This is a genomic window from Stenotrophomonas sp. SMYL8 (assembly GCF_036320065.1).
In the GTDB taxonomy this organism is placed as follows: Bacteria; Pseudomonadota; Gammaproteobacteria; order Xanthomonadales; family Xanthomonadaceae; genus Stenotrophomonas; species Stenotrophomonas maltophilia_A.
On sequence record NZ_JAWIRR010000009.1, the window covers coordinates 15,978 to 40,867 of the forward strand.

Consider the following 24,890-nt stretch of genomic DNA (forward strand, 5'->3'; position numbering starts at 1 on the left):
TCGCCCCTGATTCCCCTGCGATGCTCGGCTCGCTCAAGGCGGACTGGAAGGTCAAGATCAACCGCAAAAGCATCCACGCATGGCGTGGATCTACTGGGTGCAGCTGTGGCCTTTGATCTGGGTCCGCCTTGAGCGAGCCGAGCACCGCAGGTCCGGCGAGGGCGAAGAGGCGCGGGTGTCTGAGCGCAGCGAGTTCCCGCGCCGTCCCTCGACGGGCCGAGGAGCACAGGGCACCGATGCGTAGCATCGGCTCGCGGCTGGCGGAACGTTTCTTTTGGTTACTTTTCTTTGCGTACAAAGAAAAGTAACGCCCATGAAAGGTGAAGCACCTTCAGCACGCGCCACGCGCAAAACGCCAACACCTCAACCCTTCTGACTCACCGCCACGCTACCCAGAATCAACGCACCGGCAATCAGCATCTGCAGCGTCACCGGCTCACCCAGGAACAACCACGCGAACGCAGCGCCGAACAGCGGAATCAGATAGGTCACGGTCGACGCACGCGACGGGCCGATACGGCCGATCAAACGATAGAACATCAGGAACGCCAGGCCGGTACAGGCCACGCCCAGGGCAATCGCCGCGCCCCACGCCTTGGCCGGAATCGCCGCCTGCGGCCAGTGGCTGACCGCCATCGGCAGCATCCACAGCGAGGCACACGACAGCGTGGCCGCCGCAGCCGCCGCCGACGGCAGGCCGGACATGTGCCGCTTCACCAGGTTTACGCCGAGGCCATACAGCAGCGACGCCGCAGCGCCGGCGATCACCGCGGTGCCGATGCTCAGGCCGGAGACCTTGGCCGTGGCCAGTACCACCACGCCAGCGAAGCCGACCAGCAGCGCGCCAGCACGGCGCGTGCCAATCTTTTCACCGAAGAACAGGAACGCGATCAGCGCGGCGAACAGCACGGTCATCGCATTGCAGATCGCGCCGATGGCCGCAGGAGCCCGCTCCGCCGCATAGGCGAACAGCACGAACGGCAACGCGGAATTGATCAGGCCGATCGGCGCCAGCCACAGCCAGCGCCGCGGCGGGAACTGCGCGCGGGCGCGCCACAGGAACGGCAGCAGCACCAGGGCGCCCAGCACCAGCCGCACCTCGACCAGCGCGAACGGGCCGAACGACGGCACCGCCACCCGCATGAACAGGAACGAGCAGCCCCAGATGGCGCCCAGCAGGGTCAATTCCAGCGGTGTGCGCCAGTCGCGCTCGGCCGCCTGTGGGACCGCATTCATGCCCTGCCTCCGTCCATCGTCTGTTCCTCGCCAAGGCAGACAGGATCGGGCGCAGACGCCCGCCGCACAAGCGCGTAGTATCGCTGCCAGCCACAAATATGGTTTGAGGCTGGACATGCAGCTACGCCCTTCCCTGCTCCCCGCACTGGCCGTGTTCGCGGTTGCAGCGCGCCACCAGAACTTCGCCCAGGCCGCGCAGGAGCTGCACCTGACCGCCAGCGCGGTCAGCCACCACGTGCGCCGGCTGGAGGAGGTGCTGGAAACCCGGCTGTTCCTGCGCCACGCCCGCGGCGTGCGCCTGACTGCCGAGGGCCGGCAGCTGGCCGACGCCGCCAGCGCCGCCTTCTCCGATGTCGCGGCCGTCGCCCATCACCTGCAGCCGGATGCCGACAGCGTGCCGCTGCGGATCACCACGCTGCGCTCGCTGTCCTACTGCTGGCTGCTGCCACGGCTGCCACGCTTCACCCAGGCCTATCCGCACATCCGCATCGAACTGCACACGGGCAGCGGGCTGGATCGCTACGACGACAACGGCCCGGAAGTCGGCATCCGCTATGGCCTGGGCCAGTGGCCGGGCCTGCGTGCACAGCACCTGATGGATGACTACCTGTTCCCGGTCGCCTCACCGGCGCTGGCCGGGGTCGAAACGCTGGTCGATCCGGCGCGCATCGCCGACCTGCCGCTGCTGACCGATCTGTCGCCGCAGGGCTGGCGTGACTGGTTCCGCCATGCCGGCGTGCGCCCACCCTCGCCACTGCCGCCGATGCACACCTTCGCCGACAGTACCGATGCGATGCGTGCCGCGGTGTACGGCATGGGCGCGGTGCTGGCACGTACCCACATCGCGCAGCCCTACCTGCAGCGCTACGAAGTGGTACGCCTGCCCGGCCCGGCACTGAAAGCGCGCTATGCGTATCACGTGGTGCACGCCGAAGGGCAACCGCCGAGCCACGCCGCGCGCCTGTTCATTGACTGGTTGCTGGAGCAGGCGCAGGACGAACGCACGCCGATTCCCGCGTTGCCGGAAAGCCTGCTCGGGCGCCCGGCCACACGCGCCTGACTGCGCCCTCACCCGTTCTTTGCTTCACGCTGGCTAGGCTGCAGGCAACCCCACACCGTATCGACGCCATGGCCATGCTGCGACTGCGCATCACCGGAACCGAAGACGACGCCCGTGCCATCAGCGACCTGCTGCTCGGCCTGGACGGCATCGAACATGTCGAGGAAACCGACGACCTGATGCCGCACATGGACGACGACGATTCCAGTTCGGCCGGGCTGTCCGATGACATCGGCCCGGGCATCCACGAACTGGAAGTGGAAGTCGGCAATGAAAGCACCGCGCAGAAGGTGCGCGATGCCGTGCAGGAACTGGCACTGGAGCTGGACGTGTTCGTCGAGTACGAGACCGACGAGGGCTGATGCCGGCGGGTTGCCGGCATCAACCTTCACCTCAGAGGCTGGGCGGCAGCCTGCGGCGGCGGCGACGCCACCACGCCCGCACACCCCAGGCCGCGATCAGGGCCAGCACCGCCACCGGCAGCAGCGCGGCCGCGGCGCGGATCAGGAACGCAATGCTGGTGCTGAGGATGCTGCCCGATTCACTCAGCGCCTCGCCGATCTCGCTGCGGCTGCGCTGGCCCGAAGTGGTATCGAAGTGCATCGTGACCAGCTGGGTATCGATGCGCCGGCGTTGCTGCGCTGAATCCTTGTTGGCCTGTTCGACCCCGGCTTCGATTTCCGACAGGCGCGTGGTGATCGCCATCAGGTCCTCGATCTTCAGGTCCTTGCGGTCCTGGTAGGACAGCAACCGCGCGTGTTCCTTCTCCAGCCGCGCCTTGGTCAGTGCGGTGTCTGCCACCTCCTGCGCCAGGTCCTCGGCGCGCGTATTGCGCGCCTGCAGCGTGCCGCCTTCACCGGCCATCGCGATCAGCGGCTCGGTACCCTTCGGCGCGATGCGTACCTTGACCTCGCCGCTGGGCTGCTCGCCACTGCGCTGGTCGACCTGCAGCACCGCGCAGTCACCGAACTTCGCGCTCTGGCAGGCCTGCGCCACCTGCTGGATGCGCGGTGCAATCTGCGCCGCTTCCAGCTGGATCTGCACGTCGTGTTCGTAGGCGAGGAATGCGCCTTCCGGCGAAGCGACAGCAGCATCGGCAGCGGCCGCACCCGCCTCCTGCGCCCTCTCGCCGTTCTTGGCACAGGCCGCCAGCGCCAGCAGCAGCACCGGCATCGCCACCACACGCGTCCACGCGCGCAGCGGCGTCACAGTGCCGCTCCGTCGTAGGACATCACCGCCAGCGTGGCCAGGTCTACCTGCGGTACGCAGCGCACGTTCACCGCCACCATCGGCGTACCGGTGCGAGGGTCCACCGCTTCGCTGTAGGGGGCAACGCCGCACTCGCGGCAGTGGTGATGATCGATGTGGGCTTTGTTGAAGTGGTAGGTGGCCACGTCCGCGGGATTGGTGCTCAGCTGGAACGCCGCACGCGGGGCGAACCACAGCAGGCTGCCGCGGCGACGGCACATCGAGCAGTTGCAGTCGATGACGTCGCTGATCGGCGCCTCGGCCTGTACGGTGAATGCGATCCTGCCGCAATGGCAGCTTCCCTGGTATTCCATGTCCTGCGCTCCGCTGGAGGGCCTTGTCAGTGCCCATGGTAATCCTATGGCACGGGGACAAAGCAGCCCTGGGGCCCTATGCTCGGGGTTTGACCCTGTACAGGAACGCCGATGCGCCCGCATCTTCTTGCCCTCGCCCTGGTCGCCGCCCTGGCCGGTTGCCAGCCGGCCGACGCCCCGACCAACGGTTCCACCCCGGCCGCCAGCCAGCAGGCCGGTGACGCGGCGGTCGATGCCGCCTTCGCCGACCTGTCCAAGCGCGCCCTGGACACCTGGATGCAGCTCTCGCCGGTCAGCGCCACCCAGATCGGTGACCACCGCTACGACAGCGAGCTGGATGACCTGAGTGCCGCCGGCCAGCAGAAGACCGTGGCCGCCTACAAGGCATTGCTGGGCGAGCTGGACAAGATCGAGGTGGCCAAGCTGGGCCGCGAGAACCAGGTGGACGCAGCGATCCTGCGCAACCAGCTGCGGTCGGAAATCTGGAACGCCGAAGTGCTGCAGTCCGGCAAGTGGGACCCGCAGCTGTACAACGGCATTGCCGGCAGCGCGATCTACGGCCTGATGGCGCGCGAGTTCGCGCCGCTGCCGGAGCGCCTGAAGTCGGCCACCGCGCGCATGGAAAAGCTGCCGGCGATCTTCGCCCAGGCCCGCGAGAACCTGGATCCGGCGCGCGTGCCGAAGATCCATGCCGAGACGGTGGCCAAGCAGAACAAGGGCATCCTCAGCATCGTCGATACCTTCATCACCCCGCACATCGGTGAACTGCCGCAGGCCGACCAGCAGCGCCTGCAGGCCGCCATCGACGGCCTGAAGAAGGCGGTGGACGAGCAGCAGACCTGGCTGGACAAGACCCTGGTGCCGAATGCCAAGGGCGACTTCCGCATCGGTGCGGAAAAGTACGACCAGAAGCTGAAGTTCGCGCTGAGCTCCTCGCTGTCGCGCCAGGAGATCGGTGAGCGTGCACGCGCCGAACTCAAGCGCGTGCGCGAAGACATGTACGGCATCGCGCAGACCGTGCTGAAGGACAAGCCGGGTGCGCCGGAGATGCCGGCCCAGCCGACCGACGAGCAGCAGCAGAAGGCCATTGAAGCTGCGCTGGAGCTGGCCTACGCCGACAAGCCGGCACGCGACAAGGTCGTCGACGATGCCAAGGCCGCACTGGAGCAGTCCACCGCGTTCGTGCGCGAGCACGATCTGATGACGCTGCCCGACGCGCCGGTGGACATCATCCTGATGCCGGAATTCCAGCGTGGCGTGGCCGTGGCCTACTGTGATTCACCGGGTCCGCTGGACAAGAACCTGAAGACCTTCTACGCCGTGTCGCCGATTCCGGACGACTGGAACGACAAGCAGGTCGACTCGTTCCTGCGTGAGTACAACTCGCGCATGATCCACCTGCTGAGCATCCACGAAGGTACTCCGGGCCATTACCTGGAAGGCTGGCACTCGGCCAAGTTCCCCTCCACCCTGCGTGCGGTGCTGCGTTCGGGCCTGTTCGCCGAAGGCTGGGCGGTCTACACCGAGCGCATGATGCAGGAGCAGGGTTACCTCAACAACGACCCGCTGTTCCACCTGGTGCAGCTGAAGTTCTACCTGCGCACGATCTCCAACGCGATCCTCGACCAGGGCGTGCACGTGGACAACTGGGATCGCGCAAAGGCGATGCGCCTGATGACCCATGATGCCTTCCAGCAGGAGAGCGAAGCCTCGGGCAAGTGGGTGCGCGCGCAGCTGACCTCGGCACAGCTGCCGACCTACTTCGTCGGTGCGCAGGAACACTTCGACACCCGCAAGGCGATGCAGGACAAGCTGAGTGACAAGTTCAACCTCAAGGCCTATCACGACCAGATGCTGTCCTATGGCGCCCCGCCGGTGCGCTTCGCACGCCAGCTGATGCTGGACCAGCCGATCGAGTGATCGCGCAGGTGTGAGTTGGAAACGGAACGGCCCGGGGAAACCCGGGCCGTTTTCTGTTCTGGCAGTTGCGAGCTGCCATCCTGGTGGGTGCGAACATTGGTCCGCCCCGCTTCTGACGCCACTCAATCAGACGATGTGGATATACAGCTTCCTCGAGTTCAGTCTCAAATCGAGGAAGTACTCCACACCACACCCGCGGCAGGCAGCGGGACAATCCTCATCGCTCCCACGCTGGTTCTCCGAGGCATCGGCCACCACCGGATATCCACAATCAAAACACGTAAAGGCAATGTTGCTGCCATGGGGATCCGCCCATATTTCATCTCCATCACCGTCCATTACAAGAAAGTCCGTGATGTTCATGACTCACCGAGATCGCTTGATTGATCGCTGGAGACTACCCGATTCCGGGCATACGGGGCGCGAAGCGGCTTCCGCCTCATCACAATGCGACGCTGCCATCCATCCCGGATTCAAGGTGAATGCAGCAGGTTCTTGAACTGCACTTCACTGCAACCCGACGGCCCACAGCCCGGCAGCACCAGCTCCACCCGCCCCGGCGGCTGCGCGTCGGTCAACGGGATAGCACCACGCAGCTGCTCGCGCGTGGGATGGACATACACCAACCGATAACGCGCTTCGCCGGCCCCACGATCACGCCAGCGTTCAAACTGCAGCAGGCCGCCGATCGGCGTCTTCTCATACTGGCCCGGCAACGTGTAGTCCGTGATTCCCAGCGCCGCCAGCACGGAACCGATGTTGGAATCGTGGCCGACCAGCAGGCTCACATTCGGCGCTGCCGGGTCCTCGAACAACGCATTCACTCTTGCCAGCAGTGGCGCGGCCACGTCACGCGCCACCTCGGGTGTTCCGAACAGGATGTCCTGGTAGCCGTTGCGGATCTGCGCCAGCGCCTGCCATTGGGTCTCCGTGTTCAATCGGCCCCAGCCTTCGCGGGGAATGCCACTGCCCTGGTAGTGCTCCATCAACAAGGCATCGACCAGCCCGCTGGCCAGAGCCAGTGAACCGGAAATACGCGGTTCCCTGCCCGGCTCTGCGCTGAAAATGGAATCGGCCGGCGTCAGGTCGCATTCGCTGCGGCCTGCGCACGCAGCCGACTGTGGGTAGCGGGTGATCGCCTCCACCACCGCCAACGCCGGTGCCAGATCCGATGCGGCCTGCGCCTGTTGCATCGCCGACAGCGCGCGCTCGCGGAAGAGCGTGTCTCTGTTGTGGATCACCGGATTGAACAAGGGATCCATCGTGCCCAGCGGCATGCGCTGCTCGATCGCAACGTGGCAGCCCGGGAAGGCACCTGCAACGAAGAACTGTGCGGTCGCCTGGGTGCGCTGCAGGCTGTTGGCATGGGCGTGGAAATCCGCCGGCTGCGGGCAGCCTGATACCGGCAGCAGCTGTGCGTGGCGCAGCCACTGGCCGATGTAACGGCCCATGTAGACCTCCAGCACGCCGCCCTTGGTGGTCAGCTCGCCGGCGCCTACGTCCCAGCTCGGCCAGCGCTCCGGAGTCGCATTGGCCAACGCGCCCGATGCCACCACCGGTGCGCGCAGGTTGTGGCGGCTGAGAAGGATGACCTGCTCGAGGGCTTCGCCGTGCACGGGGGCTGGCGCGGCTGCCGCAGCTGAACTGACCAGGGCAAGCGCGAGCAGCAAAGGGCGTAGCGGGTGGATCATGCGGGTCTCCGGAAACACACTGGGGTCAGAGCTCTTTCCTGCGGAAAGGGATCCGACCCCAAGGGATGCATCCACGCATGGCGTGGATCTACTGGTCGGCAGCCACAAAACCACCGGTCTGCCGCGCCCACAACCGCGCGTACAGGCCACCGGCCGCAATCAATTCGGCGTGGCTGCCGGTCTCGACGATGCGGCCCTGGTCCATCACCACCAGCCGGTCCATGCGTGCGATGGTCGACAACCGGTGCGCGATCGCGATCACCGTCTTGCCGCCCATCAGCTGGTCCAGGCTGTCCTGGATCGCCGCTTCCACTTCCGAGTCCAGCGCCGAGGTCGCCTCATCCAGCACCAGGATCGGTGCGTCCTTCAGCAGCACGCGGGCGATGGCGATGCGCTGGCGCTGACCACCGGACAGCTTCACGCCGCGCTCGCCCACGTGCGCGTCGTAGCCACGCCGGCCCTGCCCGTCCACCAGCGTATCGATGAAGGCTGCGGCGCGCGCCTTGGCCACGGCGGCATGCAGCTGCTCGTCAGTGGCATCGGGGCGGCCATACAGCAGGTTGTCGCGAATCGAACGATGCAACAGCGAGGTGTCCTGGGTGACCACCCCGATCTGCTGGCGCAGGCTTTCCTGCGTAACGTACGCAATGTCCTGATCATCGATCAGGATACGGCCGCTTTCCAGGTCGTACAGGCGCAGCAGCACGTTGACCAGGGTCGACTTGCCGGCACCGGACGGGCCGACCAGGCCAATCTTCTCACCCGGCTTCACCACCAGATCGAGGCCGGCAATCACACCGCCCTTCTTGCCGTAGTGGAAGTGGATGTCCTGGAAGTGCACGCCACCACGGGTCACCTGCAACGGCACTGCATCCTCGCGGTCCTGCACGGTCAGCGGCTGGGCAATGGTGGTGATGCCATCCTGCACCGTACCGATGTCCTCGAAGATGCCGTTGATGGTCCACATGATCCAGCCGGACATGTTGTGGATGCGGATCACCAGGCCGGTCGCCAGCGTGATCGCACCGACGGTGATGTGACCGCCATTCCACAGCCACAGCGCGAGCCCACAGGTACCGGCAATCAGGAAACCGTTGACGATGGCGATGGTCAGGTCCATGCCGGTGGTGATGCGGGTCTGCGCACGGTGCTTGACCGCCAGTTCCTGGATCGACTCGGCCACATAGGCCTGCTCGCGTCCGCCATGGGCGAACAGCTTCAACGTGGGAATGTTGGTGTAGCCATCAACGATGCGGCCCATCGCCTTGGAACGCGCTTCGGAGGCGATCCATGCGCGTTCCTTCGCGCGCGGAACGAAGTAGGCCAGGATCACTGCATAGGCCAGCAGCCACAGGATCAACGGCACCATCAGCCGCCAGTCGGCCTGCGCGAACAGGTACAGCGCGGTGCCGGTGTAGACCACGATGTACCAGAGCGAGTCGACCATCTGCACTGCCGATTCGCGCAGCGAGGTACCGGTCTGCATCACCCGGTTGGCCACGCTGCCGGCGAAGTCGTTCTGGAAGAAGTTCAGGCTCTGCCGCACCACGTAGTTGTGCATCAGCCAGCGCGAGCGGTTGCTCAGGCCAGGCACGATGGCCTGGTTGACCAGCAGGTTGTGCAGGCCGACCAGGATCGGCCGCGCGATGACCGTGATGAACAGCATCCAGCCCAGCTCGTTGGCATGGCGCTTGAAGAAATCGGCCCCCGGCTGCTCGGCGACCATGTCGACGATGCGGCCCAGGTAATCGAACATCGCCACTTCCACCAGCGCCAGCAGCAGGCCGGCGATCAGGGTGGCCAGCAGCACCGGCCACACCGGGCGCAGGTAGTGCAGGTAGAACGGCAGCACCTTGCGCGGCGGCATGCGCCCGTCCACGGGCGGGAACACCGGAATCAGGGATTCAAACCAACGGAACATCGCATTCCCTCGCCATCAATAGCCGGCGGAGTATCCCACGCCGCGTGTGTACGCCAGCCGATGATCACCGCGGTTCCGGTAGTGCCGGCCGCTGGCCGGCCCCCTCGTGACGTTTCCGGGGATCATCAGGTTGCCGGCCAGCGGCCGGCACTACCGATGGGATTCGTCAAACGGCAGCGCCGGGCCACGCCCGGCGGCGTCATTTCACCGGGGTGAACAGCAGGTCCTGGAAATCGAAGCTGAAATCGGTCAGGTCGGAGATCGACTGCATGCGCACCTCGCGCACCTTGCCGTCCGGATCCAGGCTGAAGTTCACGAACGCGTCGGCGTTGAGCGAACGGTCGTCCCAGCGCACGATGAAGGTGTCATGCTGCCAATGCTCCAGGCGCCCGCTCAGCTGCGCGGTCTTCATGAAGCGCAGGCGCAGAGCCTTGCCCTCGGCACTGACCTGCATGTCGCCATACCAGCGGTCGCGGAACGTGCCGGTGTAGCCGGCCAGTGCCAGCGATGGCTTGCTGCCCTTGTCGCGCGCGCTCTGGTGCTTGGCCCAGGCCTCGTCGGCCTTGTCCTGGCCCTTGGCCACAGCCTTGGCATAGGCGTCCACCCAGTCGTGCTTCTCACCGCCCAGGTAAGCATCAAGCACGCTCAGGGTGATCGCGTTGAACGCCGCGCCCACTTCCTGGTTGGTCAGCACCACCACGCCCAGCTTCTCGCCCGGCACCAAGGTCAAACGCGAGACCATGCCCGGCCAGCCACCGGTATGCCAGACCAGTTTCTGGCCGCGGTAGTCGCTCAGGCTCCAGCCTTCGCCATAGCCGGCAAAGTTGGCCCGCGCCGGTGCCAGCTCCGGCACGCTCGGCGCCGGAATCGACTGCGGCGTGATCATCCGCCACATCTGCTGCTGGCTCTTGTCGCTGAACAGCGCGGTGCCATCGGCCAGCTTGCCCTCGGCCAACTGCACCTGCATCCAGCGCGCCATGTCGTGCGCACTGGAATAGATGCCACCGGCGCCGGCATTGTTCGACCAGGTCAGCGGTGCAACGGTACGCAGGTCCTTGAAATCGTACTTGGCGTGGCCAACCGCGGCCTTGTCGCCCGGCTTCAGGTGATCGGCGTTGTAGCGTGTGCCGGCCATGCCCACCTTGTCGAAGATGCGGGTCTGCAGGAACTGCTGGTAGCTCATGCCGGAGACATGCTCGATCACCTGCTGGGCAACCGCATACAGGATGTTGTCGTACGCATAGCTCTCGCGGAAACCGCCCTTCAGCGGCACCTTGCCCAGCCGCTCCACCACTTCGGCATTGCTGTAGGAGGTGGTCGGCCAGAACAGCAGGTCACCTGCGCCCAGGCTCAGCCCGCTGCGATGCGACAGCAGGTCGCGGATCGTCATCTGCCCGGTCACGAACGGATCGGACATGCGGAACGACGGCAGGTGGTCGATCACCTTGTCGTCCATCTTCAGTTTGCCGTCCTCGGCCAGCAGGTTCAGCGAGGTGGCGGTGAACGCCTTGGTGTTGGAAGCAATGGCGAACAGCGTATCGGCCTGCACCGGTTCCGGCTTGCCCTGCTCGCGCACGCCCCAGCCGCGTTCCAGCACCACCTCGCCATCCTTGACCACCGCCACGGCAATGCCGGGCACGTCGAACTGCGCGCGCACGCGCTCGACGGTCGCATCCAGGTCCTGCAGCTGCGCCGGGGTGGCAGCACTCGCCATGGTCGTGCACGCCAGCAGCACGGCTCCTCCAATCCAGGGTTTCATCCAGCACGATCTCCGAACAGGGGTGGCGGCCATGTGCAGGCCGTCACCGGGGTTTCGCGCGATGGTAACGGTCTACGGCGCACCCTGCCCTGTGCCATAGGAGGGGTGTCATGGGCGGGAACGGGCAACCGAGCAACGGCTCCACCATCATTCCGTGCCTGCGCTATCGCGACGCGCAGGCCGCCATCGACTGGCTGCAGCGCGCCTTCGGTTTTCACGTCCAGGCGGTGTATGCCGACGGCGATACGGTCTTCCATGCACAGCTGACCTTCGGCACCGGCATGATCATGCTCGGCTCGGCCGACAAGGAAAGCGAGTGGAACCAGCATGCGGCGATGCCTGATGAGGTCGGCGGCCGCCAGACCCAGAACGCCTGCGTGATCGTCACCGATGCCGATGCGCACTATGCACGGGCCAAGGCCGCCGGTGCCCGCATTGTCATCGACATCGCCGACCAGGACTATGGCGGACGCGGCTACGCCTGCGCCGACCCGGAAGGCTATCTGTGGTGGTTCGGCAGCTACGACCCGTGGCGCTCGGACCACGGCCAGTGACCGCGACCGCCCGTCCGGCGGAGATCCGCTGCGGCATCGGTGGCTGGGTGTTTCCCGAATGGCGCGGCGGCGTTTTCTACCCCGTGGGCCTGCCGCAGCGTGAAGAACTGGCCCACGCCAGCCGCGCCCTGCGCTGCATCGAAATCAACGGCACCTTCTACCGCACGCCAACAGCGGCGCAGTGCGCGCAGTGGGCCGCACAGAGACCCGACGGTTTCCGGTTTTCGATGAAGGCGCCACGGTACCTGGTACAGCGCCGCGACCTGTCCAGCACGGTGGAAGCGGCCGCGCCCTTCCTGCAGGCGGCGATTGCACTCGGTGACCGGCTCGGCCCGTTGCTGTGGCAGTTCGATCCGCGCCATCCGGCCGATGCCGATGCGTTGGGTGCCCTGATGGCGCAGCTGCCGAAGCAACTGGAAGGGGTGACGCTGCAGCATGCGCTGGAGGTGCGCAACGCCGAGGCACATGGCCCGGCACTGGTTGCTGCCGCCCGTCGACACGGCGTGGCGCTGGTGATCGAGGACAGCGACGAGGCGCCACTACACGGCGATGTCAGTGCCGGCTTCGTCTACGCCAGGATCAAGCGCAGCCAGGCCCGCTTGAACGAGGGTCTGCCGGCACCCGTGCAGCAGCGCTGGGCCGAACGCGCGCTCCACTGGTCACGCGGCGAACCGGTGGACGACCTGCCCTGCCAGGCCGCGCCAGCACCGTCAGAACCGCGCGAGGTCTACCTGCTGTGCATTGGTGCGGGCAAGGCACGCAACCCGGCGGCGGCGATGGCCCTGCAGCGGCGGGTAGATGGGGCCAGCAATTCCTCACGCGGATAGCGCTGCGGTCATCGCCTTGCCTCACAATAGGCGGATGAGCACACCCGACACCCGCAAAGCGCTGTGGCAGATCCACTTCTGTGTCCTGCTGTGGGGCGTCACCGCCATCCTCGGCAAGTTGATCACCCTGCCGGCGCTGCCGCTGGTGTGGTGGCGCATGCTGCTGGTGACGGCGATGCTGGCCCTGCTGCCGCGGGTCTGGCGTGGATTGCGCACGCTGCCCCTGCGGCTGGTGGCGGGCTACGCCGGCATCGGCGCGTTGGTCGCGCTGCACTGGCTGACGTTCTACGGTGCGGTGAAGCTGGCCAATGCCTCAGTAGCCGCCACCTGCATCGCGCTGGCGCCGGTGTTCACCTCGATCATCGAACCCTGGGTGGCCAAGCGGCCGTTCCAGCTGCGTGAACTCGCCTTCGGCCTGGCCGTGCTGCCGGGTGTCGCACTGGTGGTCGGTGGCGTGCCCGATGGCATGCGCCTGGGTGTGTTGATCGGTGCGATCTCGGCGCTGCTGGTGGCGGTATTCGGCTCGCTCAACAAGCGCATGGTCAGCCATGCGGATCCGCTCACGGTCACCGCACTGGAACTGGGTGCGGGCACCCTCACCCTGACCCTGCTGGCACCGCTGATGCCGTACCTGCTGCCAGCGCTGGCCAGCCCGCTGTGGGTGGTCCCGGACCTGCACGACGGCATCCTGCTGCTGGTGCTGGCCGGGTTCTGCACGCTGCTGCCGTTCGCCCTGGCCCTGGTCGCACTGCGCCATCTGAGCGCCTACACGGTGCAGCTGGTGACCAACCTGGAGCCGGTCTATGCGGTGGTGCTGGCGGTGGTGCTGCTGCGCGAGCAGCACGAAGTCACCCCATGGTTCTACCTGGGCGTGGCGATCATCGTCGGTGCCGTATTCCTGCATCCACTGCTGAACCGTCGCAAGCCGATCCAGCACCCGGAGATCCTCGGTACGGCCGAGGCGCGCAACATCGCCGATTGAGTGCATCCACGCATGGCGTGGATCTATCGGGCGTGGATCGCCGTATCAACGCTGCGGCCAATGCCATGCCGGGGCATCCAGCAGGCCCTGCCCGCTGAGCAATGTGCGGCCCCGTTCCTTGTGCAGGTGCAGCGAATGGCAACCCGGTGCCTGTTCCAGCGCCGCGATCAGTCGGCTGGCATGTGACACCACCCATACCTGGCTGCGTGCACTGGCCGCGATGATCAGCCGCGCCAGTGCCGGCAGCAGGTCTGGATGCAGGCTGGTCTCCGGCTCGTTGAGCACCAGCAGCGGCGGCGGACGCGGCGTGTGCAGCGCAGCGGCCAGCAGCAGGAAGCGCAGCGTGCCGTCGGAGAGTTCGGCCATCGACAATGGCCGCAGCAGCCCCGGCTGGTGGAAACGCAGCGCCAACCGGCCATCCAGCGGCTCGAAGCTGACCGTGGCACCCGGGAACGCATCGTCGACACTGCGCGCCAGTGCGCCCGGATCGCCGATCTCGAGGATGGTCACCCACGCTGCGGCCAGATCGCGACCGTCGTGATGCAGCACCGGCGTGCGTGTGGCCATTGCCGGCTGTCGCGCCGGAGCATCGGCATCACTTCGGAAATGATCGTAGAAGCGCCAGCGACGGATGTACTCTCGCAGCGCGATGGTTTCCGGCATGCGCTGCGGGTCGCCCACCTGGGTGAACAGGCTGTCGAACAGTGACAAGCGATCGTCGACCAGATCCCAGCCACGCGCATGGCGTTGCCGCACCATTGCCCCACGTCGGTCGACCAGCAGGTTGGCACTGCGCAGGAACGGCCCGGCCCAGATCGCCTCGGCCTTGATCTGCGGGTCCAGTGCGAAGGCCGAACGGCTGGGCGGTGGGTAGCCCAGGTCGATGGCATAGCCGAACTCGTCGGTGGTGAAGCCCAGCTTCAGCCCCACCGATTCCTGACGCGGGCCGCCCTGCAATGGGATTTCGCCGGCAGTGACCCGGCGATCTATTTTTTCCGGGCCCGCCCACAGCGCCGAAGCGAGGCCGCCTTCGCGGGCCAGCACCGCCGCGACGCCGCCCTGTGCGGTCTCCGCCAGCAGGCGCAGCGCGCGGTACAGGCTGGACTTGCCACTGCCGTTGTCACCGGTCACCACATTCAACTGCTGCAGCGGCAGTACCAGCCCGTGCAGCGAGCGATAGTGGGCGATGGCCAGGGTCTGCAGCATGGTTGTGTCCGTGGGAACAGGGACGGCATGGTGCAGCACGTGGATCGCAGGGAATGCGACGCGCACGGCCTTCGAATGGATTTTTCATCCACGCGTGGCGTGGATCTACCTGGGGCTTCAGCCCGCCCGTTCCACCCGGTTGCGACCGTTGCCCTTGGCCCGGTACAGCGCCTTGTCGGCGCGCGCCAGCATGTCATCCACGCTTTCACCTGGCTGGTGCTGGGCAACACCGATGCTGACCGTGACCGGGAATCCAAGCGGCAGGTCAGCCACGGCCAGGCGCAGGAACTCGCATTGCAGTTCGGCCGTGTGCAGGTCGGTGCCCGGCATTACCGCCACGAACTCTTCGCCGCCATAGCGCGCCGCCATGCCACGGCCAGCGAAATGCGAGCGCAGCAGCACGCCCAGCTCGGCCAGCACCCGGTCGCCGGTGGCGTGGCCCTGGAAATCGTTGATGTGCTTGAAATGGTCGATGTCCAGCAGGGCCACGCAGGCCACGCCCGGTTGCCCCTCGATCTCCGCCACCGCCTCTTCCAGCGCTGCCGCCATCGCGCGGCGGTTGGGCAGGCCGGTCAACGCATCGGTGCGGCTCTGCTCGGCCAGGTCGGCATTCTGCGCCAGCAGCAGGTCCTGGTACTCCGACAACAGGCGCTCGTAGTCATCACGCTCCAGCATGTGTTTCTGGATGTCGAGCGCGAAGCGGCGCAGTTCCATCACCAGCATCACCTGCCGCGACAGCGCGGCCAGTGCCTCGGCCTTGTCGCTGGGCAGCTGCTGCGGATGTGCGTCGAACACGCACAGCGTTCCCAGAGGCAGGCCATCGGAACTGATCAGTGGCGCGCCGGCGTAGAAGCGGATGTGCGGGTCGCCGGTCACCACCGGATTGTCGTGGAAGCGGATGTCCTGCAACGCGTCCTCCACCACCATGATTTCCTGCGGCTGCAGGATGGCATGGCCACACATCGATTCGCTGCGCAGGTTCTCCGCCGCGTCGATGCCCTGGATCGACTTGAACCACTGCCGTTCGACGTCGATCAGGGTCACCGCCGCCATCGAGGTACCGCAGACCGCCTTGGCAATCGCCACCAGGTCGTCGAATGACTTTTCGCGCTGCGAATCGAGGATGCGGTAGCGGTACAGCGCCTCGAGCCGAAGGGCTTCGTTGGCAGGCTTGTCGGGCTTGATCATGCAGCGTCACGTTCCGGCAGGTCACTGCGGAGTCTAGCTGATGCCGGTGCGCAATCCGCACAACGGGGAGTGCCGGCCGCTGGCCGGCATCCCGCGCGCATTCGATGCCTGGTGCAGCCGGCCAGCGGCCGGCACTACCGCGCGCTACCAGTCCAGCTGCTTCGGCCGCCGGCCCAGCAGTTCCTGCTCGGTCAGGTTGCGCCACTGGCCCGGCTTCAGCGCGCCGATCTTGATGTTGTCGATGCGCACGCGGCGCAGCTGGGTCACGCGATAGCCGAATTCGGCGGCCATCAGGCGGATCTGCCGGTTCAGGCCCTGCTGCAGGGTGATGCGGAAGCCGAACTTGGCGATGCGCGAGGTCTTGCACGGCAGCGTCATCTGGTCGTGGATGCGCACGCCGCGCGCCATGCCGCGCAGGAACTCATCGGTGACCGGCTTGTTCACCGCCACCAGGTACTCCTTCTGGTGGCCGTTCTCGGCACGCAGGATCTGGTTGACGATGTCGCCGTTGCTGGTCATCAGGATCAGTCCCTCGGACTCCTTGTCCAGGCGCCCGATCGGGAAGATGCGCTGTTCGTGGCCGACGAAGTCGACGATGTTGCCCTTGACCGAGGTTTCGGTGGTGCAGGTGACGCCCACCGGCTTGTTCAGCGCGATGTAGACGTGGCGGCGGGCGCCGGGCTTGCGTGCCACGCGCGCACGCAGCGGCTGGCCGTCGACCAGCACCTGGTCTTCCTCGCCCACCACCGCACCGGTGCCGGCCGCGTGGCCGTTGACGGTGACGCGGCGGGCGGCGATCAGGCGATCGGCCTCGCGGCGGGAGCAGAAGCCGGTGTCGGCGATATGTTTGTTGAGTCGGGTGGTCATCGGTCCATTATCCGGCATCGCCGCCCGCTGCGCTTCATGCCGGGGCCGGCGGATCGAGCTCTTCGCCGTCGAACACCCGGTTGCGACCCGCCCGCTTGGCCACGTACATGGCATGGTCGGCCCGCCGCAGCAGCCCGGCCAGGTCATCCTCACCCGGCCGCCACTGCGCCAGTCCGATGCTGGCGGTCACTTCCAGGCCCGGCACCTGCAGGGCCTGGCCGGCTTCGGTGATGCGCTGGCGCAGGCGGTCCAGGCGCGCCGACGCCGCCTCGCGCGGCATGCCCGGCATCAGCAGCAGGAACTCCTCGCCGCCCATCCGCACCACTTCGTCCTGGCTGCGGACTGCCGTGCGCAGGGCACGCGCTACCGCCACCAGCACCTGGTCGCCCACCGCGTGGCCATGGCGGTCGTTGATGTCCTTGAACAGGTCGATGTCGAGAAAACCGATCACCAGCGGGCCGCGCTCACGGTCGACCTGTGCCAGGTGACGGGCCAGCTGCTGCAGGCCGGCCCGGCGGTTGGGCAGCCCGGTCAGGCCATCGGTCTCGGCCAGCTGGCGCAGTTCATCGCGCTGCTGGCGCAGCCGGCCCAACCGCTGGTTCATGGCATAGGCGGCCATCATCAGCAGCCAGGTCACCGACAGCTGCAGTGCTTCCACCCGGTACTCCAGCAGCCACCCCGCACTGCTGGCATCGGCGGCGATCATCACCAGCAGCGGCACCAGCGCCGCCAGGCCCGCCAACGCCCAGCAGTCACCGCGCAACCAGGCACGCATGCCAGCGGCCAGTGACAACAGGCAACCGAGGATGAAGGTCAGCTGCAGGCTCTGCGCGACCAGCGCCAGGGATTCCCAGCGCAGCCACGGCACCAGCACGGCCAGTCCCATCAGGCCCCACAGCACAGCCTGCTGTGCCGGCCGCGAGCGCGGCAGCAAGCGGTCCCCGCCGTTGAGGCGCCACAGAGCGGGCAGCACCAGCGCCTGGGTCGCGGCGGTCAGCGCCAGCAGCCACCACGCGCCGCGCTCGCCCACCGGCAGCCACGGTTCGGGGTAGCCGCTCAAGCCGCCAAGAACCGCCTGCCACACCACCACCACGATCGTCGCGCCGATGTAGACCAGGAAGCTGCGGTCACGGGTGGTCAGGTAGGCCATCAATGCCGACAGCGCCAGCGCGATCGCCACCGCGATGCAGGCCGCGCGCACCAGCAGGCGGGCGGTATCGTTCTGCTGGACCGGACTGGGTGCCCCCAGCCGCAAGGTCGGCACCCAGCGCGCTTTCAGCGGCGCCTGCCACGACACCAGGAACGGCTCATGGCTGCCTGCCGCTGGCACCGCCACCAGGCCGATGCCGGCACGGAAGCGCGAATCACGGGTGCGCGCATCGTGCATGTTGCCGCAGATCTCGCGGTCACCATGCTGTACGCGGACTTCGCCAGCGAACACGTTGAACACATCCAGCGCCTGGGGTTGCCCCGACCAGCCCCCGGGCGGCGCCGGTACCTCTACCTGCTCGCGCGGCCCGGCCAGCATCGCGGGCGTACAGCCACGATGGGGTGTCGGTTCGTCCGTCGGTGCGCCAACCAGCAGGAAATCCCGGCCGGCCTCGGCCAGGCGCGCGTGCACCAGACCGGGAAGCAACACTCCCATCAGCAGGACGACCAGCAGCGCCCCTGTTTCGTACCGCCACTGCCTGACGCCCACGCCACATCCTGTTCCTGCTTACGTCCGCGCCCACTGCGCGTCGCCCCTGGCGCGCATTATCGCAGCCGGGCACGCCGCGCATGTGTAGACCAAAGTCGCCGTGCGCCGTTCAGCCAGCGGCCGGAGGCCCCTTCACCGCCACCAGGCGGACCGGCCTCAGGTCACTCAGGGTCATCCGTTCCAGCGGCTGCGGCCGCTCGATCGCGTAGCCCTGCAGGCCCTGCACGCCGAGCCGGGTCAGTGCGCCAGCCACCTCGGCGGTTTCCACCCATTCGGCCACCACCTCCATCTGCAGTTCCCGCCCGAGCTCGCTGATCGCCCGCACCGTGGCGTGGCTGACCGGGTCGGTGTCCATGTCACGCACGAAGGTGCCGTCGATCTTCAGGATGTCCGCCGGCAACTGGCGCAGGTAGCCGAAGGAAGACAGGCCGGAGCCGAAGTCATCCAGCGCCATCCGGCACCCCCGTGCCTTCACCGCATCGATGAAGGCGCGGGCCTGGCTGAGGTTGCTGATCGCCGCGGTCTCGGTGATCTCGAAGCACAACTTGGAGGCCAGCGCGCGGTTGCGCTCGAGCAGGTCGCAGACGAAGGCGAGGAATCCGGGCTCGGCGATCGACTGCGCCGAAACGTTGACGTTGCACAGGCCCAGCTGGCGCACGTGTGCCGGGCAGACCTGCAGGTGGCGGAACAACAGCCCGAGCACGTGCCGATCCAGCGCCACCGCCATGCCGTATCGCTCCACCGCCGGCATGAACTGACCGGGCAGGTGCAGGCTGCCATCGGTACCGCGCATGCGCACCAGCACTTCGTAGTGCAGGTAGGACGGATCGCCCACGCGGGCGATGCGCTGCGCGTACAGCAGCATGCGATTCTCCGCCATGGCCAGGCTGACACCCTGCAGACGCTCGGCCTCCTGCCGCCGCTCCTCCAGCGCCATGCGGTTCTCGTTGAAGCAGTGCACGCGGTTGCGACCGGCCTGCTTGGCGGCATAGCAGGCGCTGTCGGCAGCGCTCATCAGCCAGTTCACATCGGGGGCGTCGGCACTGACCTCGACCACGCCGATGCTGCAGCTCAACTGCGGGCTGCCCTCGCTGATCGGGAACGTGGCCTGGCCCAGGTTGCGGATCACCCGCTGCAGTACCCGCTTGGCTTCATCCTGGCCGGCGTGGGCGAGAAACACCGCGAACTCATCGGCCCCCAGGCGGCCGACCCAATCGCCATCACGCACCGCCGCCACCAGATAGTCGGCGAAACCGCGCAGCATCTGGTCGCCGGCGGCATGACCGAAGCTGTCGTTGACCAGCTTGAAGTGGTCCAGGTTGATGTAGCACAGCGCATGCGTACCACCGTCGGTCCGGACCTGCAGCAGCGCGCGTTCCAGCAGGCGTTCGATCTCGCGGCGGTTGATCAGGCCGGTCAGCGGATCGTGGCTGGCGTGATGCTCGATCTCGCGCGCCAGTGCATGGTTCTGGCTGACATCCTCGATGATCGCGAACACCGACAATCCACCGCCCGAGCTGCGAACCGCGGTACCGCTCCAGCGTCCCCAGACGAGGCTGCCATCGCGCCGGCGGAAACGCAGCTCGCTCGGCCGCAGCTGCCGGTCCCAGTCGATGCGGCCGACACCATCGAGGACCAGTTCCCCCTCCATCAGCAGGTCACCCAGCAGCATCTGCAGCAGCACATCGCGCCGATAGTCGAGGATATCCGCCATCGCCTGGTTGGCCTCGACCACGCGGCCATCGGTGTCGAGCTTCAGCATGCCGACATTGGCCTGGTAGAACGCCGCGCGGAAGCGGCTCTCGTGCTCGGTCAGGTCCTTGCCTACACGACGCGCCAGCGCCACTGCCATCAGGCTGATCACCAGCACCGACAGGCCACCAACCATCAGCGTGGCGATCCGGACCATGGTGGCCATCCTCAGCAGCGCCTGCGAGAACGCCTGGGCCTGCACCTGCAGGCGGCGGTCGAGATCCCGCAGCTGCTGCAGGTAGCGATTGCGGTCGGCCACGGGCAGTTCACCTGCCGCATGCCTCCGTTGCAGCTCGGCGACCAGGGCCTGCACAGCCTCCAGATCACCATCGGTCTGCCGCCACAGTGCAGTGGCTTCGCGGAATGCTCCCAGGTCACGGGCGTAGCGGAACGAGAACACCAGGCGTGGAATATCGGCGCGCGCGTTGCCGCCCTGCAGGAAACCCTGCCGGGCCTTCTCCTCGTCCGGTACCGCCTGTTCCAGCGCCAGCCGGGCCTGCAGATCCCCCAACGGAATCCGCAGGGCCTGGCGCGCGTCATCCAGGTCCTGCGCATCGCCACGCGCCAGGTAGCGGCTCAGCGCAGCGGTCGCATCCTGCTGCCCCCGCGACCAGTAGCCCTGGCCGGCAATCCAGGCCGTCGAGGCCGCCTGCAGTTCCTGGATCAACGCGGACAGCGCGACCAACCCGATCGCCATGCCCGTCAACAACGCAAAGCGCAATCCCAGGCCACGGGTCATCGGCACCCGCCGGCTCTGCTGGTCCGTGCCACTTCTACCCATCCCGGATCCCCCCGAATGTGCTGCGGTGACAACCTCCCTTGGAACCGGCCCAGCCTATGACCGGCAATGTGTTTGCCATGCGAAAAGGGGACGGAGGGGATTAAGTCGTTTTCGGCATAAGCGCACTGCCGGGCATAAACGACTTAATCCCCTCCGTCCCCTTTTCCAGGCCCATAACGGACAACGCCAGCCCGGAGGCTGGCGTTGTTCAGGACCGCAGGTGCGGCTTAGAAGCTGCGCGGGCCGCGCGGCTTGAAGCCGTCACGACGCGGCGGGCGGCTGTCGCGGTCACCGCCGCGGTCGCCACCGTGGCCACCCGGACCGCCCGGGCCACCGCGACGCGGGCCACCCGGGCCGCCCGGACCACGCTTGTCGAAGCGCGGCTTGAACGGACGCGGGGCCGGGTTGGTGTCTTCACCCGGGGCCAGCGCACGCATCTGCAGCTGCTGGCCGGACACCCACACCTTCTGCAGGTGCGACAGCACGTCCGGCGGCATCTGTGCCGGCAGGTCCAGCAGCGAGAAGTCGTCGTGGATGTCGATGCGGCCGATGAAGCGGCTTTCCAGGCCAGCTTCGTTGGCAATGGCGCCAACGATGTTGGCCGGCTTCACGCCGTGCTGGTGGCCGACCGAAATGCGGTAGGTCTCCATGCCCTGCTCCGGCGCACCACGCGGCGGAACCTCACGGCGCGGACGCTGCTCGAAGCCACCTTCGGCGTCGTCGCGGCGCGGACCACGCTCGAAGCGCGGACCACGCTCGTTGCGGTCGAAGCGATCGCCACGTTCCGGGCGGTCACCACGGTCGAAGCGTTCGCGCGGTGCGCGCTCTTCACGCGGGGCACGCACCGGCGGCTGCAGCAGGAACGGGGTGTCACCCTGCAGCATCTTGGCCAGCGCGGCAGCCACTTCGATGGCCGGCACGTTCTGCTCGTTCTCGAAACGCTCCAGCAGCTGGCGGTAGAAGTCCAGGCCACCGGCGCCGAGGGTTTCGCTGATGCGCGAGGTGAACTTGTTGATGCGGGTGTCGTTGACCGCTTCAACGCTCGGCAGCTGCATCTCTTCGATCGGCTGGCGGGTAGCGCGCTCGATCTGGCGCAGCATGCCCTTCTCGCGCGGGGTGGCGAACAGGATCGCCTCGCCGCTGCGGCCGGCACGACCGGTACGGCCGATGCGGTGCACGTAGCTTTCGGTGTCGTACGGGATGTCGTAGTTCAGCACGTGGCTGATGCGCTCCACGTCCAGGCCGCGGGCAGCCACGTCGGTGGCGACCAGGATGTCCAGCTTGCCTTCCTTCAGCATGGCGATGGTGCGCTCACGCTGGGCCTGCTGCATGTCACCGTTGATGGCGGCAGCGGCCAGGCCACGGGCCTGCAGCTTGCTGGCCAGTTCCTCGGTGCCGGCCTTGGTGCGCGCGAAGATGATCATCGCGTCGAACGGCTCGACTTCCAGGATGCGGGTCAGCGCGTCCAGCTTGTGCATGCCGCTCACCCACCAGTAACGCTGGCGGATGTTGGCCGAGGTGGTGGTCTTGGCCGCGATGGTCACTTCCACCGGGTCCTGCAGGTAGGTCTGCGCGATGCGGCGGATCTGCGGCGGCATGGTGGCCGAGAACAGGGCCACCTGGCGCTGCTCCGGCAGCTTCTTCAGCACGGCTTCGACGTCGTCGATGAAGCCCATGCGCAGCATTTCATCGGCTTCGTCCAGCACCAGCGTCTTCAGCTCGGACAGGTCCAGGGTGCTGCGGTCCAGGTGGTCGATCACGCGGCCGGGGGTACCGACCACGATGTGCACGCCGCGGCGCAGGGCCGACAGCTGCTGGCCGTACGGCTGGCCGCCGTACACCGGCAGCACGCGGAAGCCCGGGATCTTCGACGAATAGGACTGGAACGCCTCGGCAACCTGGATGGCCAGTTCGCGGGTCGGCGCCAGGATCAGGGCCTGCGGCTTGATCTGCTGCAGGTCGATGTTGGACAGTACCGGCAGCGCGAACGCTGCGGTCTTGCCGGTGCCGGTCTGGGCCTGGCCCAGCACGTCGCGGCCTTCCAGCATCGCCGGGATGGTGGCGGCCTGGATCGGCGACGGGGTTTCGTAGCCGATGGCGGTGACCGCCTGCATCACGGGCTCGGACAGGCCGAGCTGCGCGAACTGCAGCGGCGCTTGGGAATCTTGGGACATGGGGAACTCCGAAGACACTGCCGTCTTCCTGGCAGTGCGATAAAAAAGGTGATGGTCCGCGCTTTGGGCGCCCTTCTTATCGCGTGCCCTGGCGCTGCTCGGTTGGAGGAGATTTCACTCGCTCAGAGCGGAATCATACCGCATTGATCCTGAACAAGGCGTACAGCTTGCCGTGCGCGTACCGTCATGCCCCAAGCTGGCGCACAATACGCGCCCTCTTCACCGGCCCGGCCGCTGGCTGCGCCCTTCCCCAGGAACCCCGCTCCATGCAGATTCTCGAATTCGACCTCGACGGTGACTACGTCGAACTCAAGCAGCTGCTCAAGCTGGCCGACCTGGTCACCAGTGGCGGCGAGGCCAAGATGGTCATCGGTGACGGCCAGGTGCGGGTCGACGGCGAAGTCGAACTGCGCAAGGCCTGCAAGATCCGCGCAGGCCAGGTGGTCGAGTTCGCCGACAGCCAGATCCGGGTGCTGGCCGCCGGCTGATCTGAACGGGCTGATCTGAACCGGTTCAGGCCACGCGCTGGGTCAGGTGCGAGGCGATCAGCTGCCTGAACGGTGCCACGCCCTGTGCCAGACGCAGGCCGGCCGCGCGCAGCAGCCGCGCCGGGCGGCGATCGTCGGTATACAGGCTGGCGATGGCATTGGTGGCCTCGTACAGCGGCCGCGACGCCAGCCGGTGACCCCGCTGGTACCTGGCCAGCATGCCGGCGGCAGCGATGTCGGCACCGCGACGCTGCTGTTCGACGATGCCCTGCGCCAGCCGCTGCGCGCTGGCCAGGCCCAGATTGAAGCCATGTGCGGTGACCGGATGCATGCCCACCGCGGCATCGCCGATCAGCGCCGAACGCTCGCCGACGAAACGGTGCGCGTACACACCCACCAGCGGATACGCCTGCGGCGTGGCCGCTGGCTGCATGCGGCCAAGACGGTGTTCGAAGCAGGCACCGATGGCCTCACCGAAGGCCACCTCGTCCATCGCCAGCAGTTCTTCAATCTGCCGCGGTGGCAGCGTGATCACTGCTGATGCCTGGCCTTCGTTGAGCGGCAGCAACGCCATCGTGCGGCCGTAGCCGAACCATTCCCAGGCAGTGTGGTGATGATCACGCTCAACCTGCATGCGGCACACCAGCATCGACTTGCCGAAGTCGCGCATCTGCGCGCCGATGCCGAGCATGCGGCGGGTTGCGGAGAAGCGGCTGTCAGCGGCGACCAGCAGGCGCGCATGAAGTTGGCTGCCGTCATCGAGTTTGACCACGTGGCCCTGCGCATCGGCCTGCACGCCCAGCACCTTGCGCCCGTCGAACAGCTCCAGGCCGTCCTGCCCCTGCACGGCATCCCATGCAGCGCGGCGGATCAGATGGTTGGGCACCAGCCAACCCAGCGGCTGACCGTCCACCTGGCTGCTGGCGAAGGTCAGCGCGAACGGCGAGCCGCCGTTCATCACCTTGGCATCGCGCAGTTCAGCGACTTCGGCCTGCGGCAGGCGCTGCCACAGCCCCAGCTGCTCCATGCTCTGCCGCGAGGCATGGGTCAGCGCAATCTCACGGCCATCGAAGGCGGCCTCGGCAAGGGCCTGGCGCGGTTGAACTTCGACCAGCCCGACCTGCAGGCCGCTACCGGCCAGCGCACGCGCGAAACACAGCCCCGCCGGTCCGGCGCCGACCACCACCACGTCCATCCTGCGCATGCGCGCCTCCTGCCGTTGA

20 protein-coding genes are annotated in these 24,890 nt (G+C 67.1%); 7 read left to right on the plus strand and 13 right to left on the minus strand.

What is annotated here, in order from left to right; translation table 11 throughout:
- Window positions 1-363 precede the first annotated feature (363 nt).
- Complete coding sequence (locus V3B25_RS09535) at window positions 364-1,236, minus strand: DMT family transporter (RefSeq protein WP_329810569.1); 873 nt, start codon at window positions 1,234-1,236, stop codon at window positions 364-366.
- 115 nt (window positions 1,237-1,351) lie between these two features.
- On the opposite strand from V3B25_RS09535, the gene V3B25_RS09540 reads away from it, so the two are divergent.
- Window positions 1,352-2,296 (plus strand): LysR substrate-binding domain-containing protein, encoded by a 945-nt coding sequence (locus V3B25_RS09540; RefSeq protein WP_285302385.1) that lies wholly within the window; start codon window positions 1,352-1,354, stop codon window positions 2,294-2,296.
- Between the two features lie 68 nt (window positions 2,297-2,364).
- Window positions 2,365-2,658 (plus strand): hypothetical protein, encoded by a 294-nt coding sequence (locus V3B25_RS09545; RefSeq protein ID WP_005415831.1) that lies wholly within the window; start codon window positions 2,365-2,367, stop codon window positions 2,656-2,658.
- Between the two features lie 31 nt (window positions 2,659-2,689).
- Here V3B25_RS09545 and V3B25_RS09550 read toward each other — a convergent pair whose 3' ends face one another.
- Window positions 2,690-3,469 (minus strand): DUF4349 domain-containing protein, encoded by a 780-nt coding sequence (locus V3B25_RS09550; protein WP_329810617.1) that lies wholly within the window; start codon window positions 3,467-3,469, stop codon window positions 2,690-2,692.
- 32 nt (window positions 3,470-3,501) lie between these two features.
- Window positions 3,502-3,858 (minus strand): GFA family protein, encoded by a 357-nt coding sequence (locus V3B25_RS09555; protein WP_182267495.1) that lies wholly within the window; start codon window positions 3,856-3,858, stop codon window positions 3,502-3,504.
- 111 nt (window positions 3,859-3,969) lie between these two features.
- Here V3B25_RS09555 and V3B25_RS09560 point away from each other — a divergent pair, with 111 nt between their 5' ends.
- Entirely contained in the window at window positions 3,970-5,778 is a 1,809-nt protein-coding gene (locus V3B25_RS09560; protein ID WP_329810570.1) for a DUF885 domain-containing protein, read from the plus strand.
- A gap of 473 nt (window positions 5,779-6,251) precedes the next feature.
- On the opposite strand, the gene agp is transcribed toward V3B25_RS09560, so the two are convergent.
- From agp to V3B25_RS09575, 3 genes are all read right to left on the minus strand, one after another.
- The gene (gene agp / locus V3B25_RS09565; RefSeq protein WP_201118522.1) at window positions 6,252-7,469 is read right to left on the minus strand and encodes a bifunctional glucose-1-phosphatase/inositol phosphatase; all 1,218 of its coding nucleotides are present in this window, start codon (window positions 7,467-7,469) and stop codon (window positions 6,252-6,254) included.
- 88 nt (window positions 7,470-7,557) lie between these two features.
- Window positions 7,558-9,390, minus strand: coding sequence for a multidrug efflux ABC transporter SmrA (gene smrA, locus V3B25_RS09570; RefSeq protein ID WP_049424593.1), 1,833 nt, complete (start codon window positions 9,388-9,390; stop codon window positions 7,558-7,560).
- Between the two features lie 199 nt (window positions 9,391-9,589).
- Window positions 9,590-11,149, minus strand: a complete 1,560-nt coding sequence (locus V3B25_RS09575) for a serine hydrolase (RefSeq protein WP_329810571.1) — start codon at window positions 11,147-11,149, stop codon at window positions 9,590-9,592.
- A 110-nt stretch (window positions 11,150-11,259) separates the two neighbouring features.
- On the opposite strand from V3B25_RS09575, the gene V3B25_RS09580 reads away from it, so the two are divergent.
- Genes V3B25_RS09580 through V3B25_RS09590 form a run of 3 tightly spaced genes read left to right on the plus strand, consistent with a single transcriptional unit; the run spans window position 11,260 to window position 13,512 of the window.
- Window positions 11,260-11,703 carry a VOC family protein gene (locus V3B25_RS09580; protein WP_329810572.1) on the plus strand — a complete coding sequence of 148 codons (444 nt, stop codon included), beginning with the start codon at window positions 11,260-11,262 and terminating at the stop codon, window positions 11,701-11,703.
- Window positions 11,700-12,530 carry a DUF72 domain-containing protein gene (locus V3B25_RS09585; protein WP_201118519.1) on the plus strand — a complete coding sequence of 277 codons (831 nt, stop codon included), beginning with the start codon at window positions 11,700-11,702 and terminating at the stop codon, window positions 12,528-12,530. The genes V3B25_RS09580 and V3B25_RS09585 overlap by 4 nt, the downstream gene beginning before the upstream one ends.
- 34 nt (window positions 12,531-12,564) lie before the next feature.
- Window positions 12,565-13,512, plus strand: a complete 948-nt coding sequence (locus tag V3B25_RS09590; protein ID WP_049424585.1) for a DMT family transporter — start codon at window positions 12,565-12,567, stop codon at window positions 13,510-13,512.
- 45 nt (window positions 13,513-13,557) lie between these two features.
- Here the strand turns inward: V3B25_RS09590 and V3B25_RS09595 are convergent, their stop codons facing one another.
- From V3B25_RS09595 to V3B25_RS09620, 6 genes are all read right to left on the minus strand, one after another.
- Window positions 13,558-14,718 carry an AAA family ATPase gene (locus V3B25_RS09595; RefSeq protein ID WP_329810573.1) on the minus strand — a complete coding sequence of 387 codons (1,161 nt, stop codon included), beginning with the start codon at window positions 14,716-14,718 and terminating at the stop codon, window positions 13,558-13,560.
- A gap of 117 nt (window positions 14,719-14,835) precedes the next feature.
- Complete coding sequence (locus V3B25_RS09600; RefSeq protein ID WP_201118516.1) at window positions 14,836-15,906, minus strand: sensor domain-containing diguanylate cyclase; 1,071 nt, start codon at window positions 15,904-15,906, stop codon at window positions 14,836-14,838.
- 144 nt (window positions 15,907-16,050) lie between these two features.
- A complete protein-coding gene (locus tag V3B25_RS09605; RefSeq protein WP_329810574.1) occupies window positions 16,051-16,773 on the minus strand; it encodes a pseudouridine synthase in 723 nt (240 codons plus the stop codon).
- 34 nt (window positions 16,774-16,807) lie between these two features.
- Window positions 16,808-18,472: a sensor domain-containing diguanylate cyclase gene (locus V3B25_RS09610; RefSeq protein WP_201118514.1), complete on the minus strand. Its 1,665-nt coding sequence runs from the start codon at window positions 18,470-18,472 to the stop codon at window positions 16,808-16,810.
- A gap of 109 nt (window positions 18,473-18,581) precedes the next feature.
- Entirely contained in the window at window positions 18,582-21,005 is a 2,424-nt protein-coding gene (locus V3B25_RS09615; RefSeq protein ID WP_134951488.1) for an EAL domain-containing protein, read from the minus strand.
- A 227-nt stretch (window positions 21,006-21,232) separates the two neighbouring features.
- Window positions 21,233-23,179 carry a DEAD/DEAH box helicase gene (locus V3B25_RS09620; protein ID WP_032128355.1) on the minus strand — a complete coding sequence of 649 codons (1,947 nt, stop codon included), beginning with the start codon at window positions 23,177-23,179 and terminating at the stop codon, window positions 21,233-21,235.
- Window positions 23,180-23,445: 266 nt separating this feature from the next.
- On the opposite strand from V3B25_RS09620, the gene V3B25_RS09625 reads away from it, so the two are divergent.
- Entirely contained in the window at window positions 23,446-23,667 is a 222-nt protein-coding gene (locus tag V3B25_RS09625) for an RNA-binding S4 domain-containing protein (RefSeq protein ID WP_010486399.1), read from the plus strand.
- Window positions 23,668-23,692: 25 nt separating this feature from the next.
- Here the strand turns inward: V3B25_RS09625 and ubiM are convergent, their stop codons facing one another.
- A complete protein-coding gene (ubiM, locus tag V3B25_RS09630) occupies window positions 23,693-24,871 on the minus strand; it encodes a 5-demethoxyubiquinol-8 5-hydroxylase UbiM (RefSeq protein WP_132809666.1) in 1,179 nt (392 codons plus the stop codon).
- Between the last annotated feature and the right edge of the window lie 19 nt (window positions 24,872-24,890).

Coding starts and splice junctions, on each gene's coding strand:
- V3B25_RS09535 (WP_329810569.1), bottom strand. CDS start 1,236: ATGAATGCGGTCCCACAGGCGGCCGAGCGCGACTGGCGCACACCGCTG.
- V3B25_RS09540 (WP_285302385.1), top strand. CDS start 1,352: ATGCAGCTACGCCCTTCCCTGCTCCCCGCACTGGCCGTGTTCGCGGTT.
- V3B25_RS09545 (WP_005415831.1), top strand. CDS start 2,365: ATGGCCATGCTGCGACTGCGCATCACCGGAACCGAAGACGACGCCCGT.
- V3B25_RS09550 (WP_329810617.1), bottom strand. CDS start 3,469: ATGCCGGTGCTGCTGCTGGCGCTGGCGGCCTGTGCCAAGAACGGCGAG.
- V3B25_RS09555 (WP_182267495.1), bottom strand. CDS start 3,858: ATGGAATACCAGGGAAGCTGCCATTGCGGCAGGATCGCATTCACCGTA.
- V3B25_RS09560 (WP_329810570.1), top strand. CDS start 3,970: ATGCGCCCGCATCTTCTTGCCCTCGCCCTGGTCGCCGCCCTGGCCGGT.
- agp (WP_201118522.1), bottom strand. CDS start 7,469: ATGATCCACCCGCTACGCCCTTTGCTGCTCGCGCTTGCCCTGGTCAGT.
- smrA (WP_049424593.1), bottom strand. CDS start 9,390: ATGTTCCGTTGGTTTGAATCCCTGATTCCGGTGTTCCCGCCCGTGGAC.
- V3B25_RS09575 (WP_329810571.1), bottom strand. CDS start 11,149: ATGAAACCCTGGATTGGAGGAGCCGTGCTGCTGGCGTGCACGACCATG.
- V3B25_RS09580 (WP_329810572.1), top strand. CDS start 11,260: ATGGGCGGGAACGGGCAACCGAGCAACGGCTCCACCATCATTCCGTGC.
- V3B25_RS09590 (WP_049424585.1), top strand. CDS start 12,565: ATGAGCACACCCGACACCCGCAAAGCGCTGTGGCAGATCCACTTCTGT.
- V3B25_RS09595 (WP_329810573.1), bottom strand. CDS start 14,718: ATGCTGCAGACCCTGGCCATCGCCCACTATCGCTCGCTGCACGGGCTG.
- V3B25_RS09600 (WP_201118516.1), bottom strand. CDS start 15,906: ATGATCAAGCCCGACAAGCCTGCCAACGAAGCCCTTCGGCTCGAGGCG.
- V3B25_RS09605 (WP_329810574.1), bottom strand. CDS start 16,773: ATGACCACCCGACTCAACAAACATATCGCCGACACCGGCTTCTGCTCC.
- V3B25_RS09615 (WP_134951488.1), bottom strand. CDS start 21,005: ATGGGTAGAAGTGGCACGGACCAGCAGAGCCGGCGGGTGCCGATGACC.
- V3B25_RS09620 (WP_032128355.1), bottom strand. CDS start 23,179: ATGTCCCAAGATTCCCAAGCGCCGCTGCAGTTCGCGCAGCTCGGCCTG.
- V3B25_RS09625 (WP_010486399.1), top strand. CDS start 23,446: ATGCAGATTCTCGAATTCGACCTCGACGGTGACTACGTCGAACTCAAG.
- ubiM (WP_132809666.1), bottom strand. CDS start 24,871: ATGCGCAGGATGGACGTGGTGGTGGTCGGCGCCGGACCGGCGGGGCTG.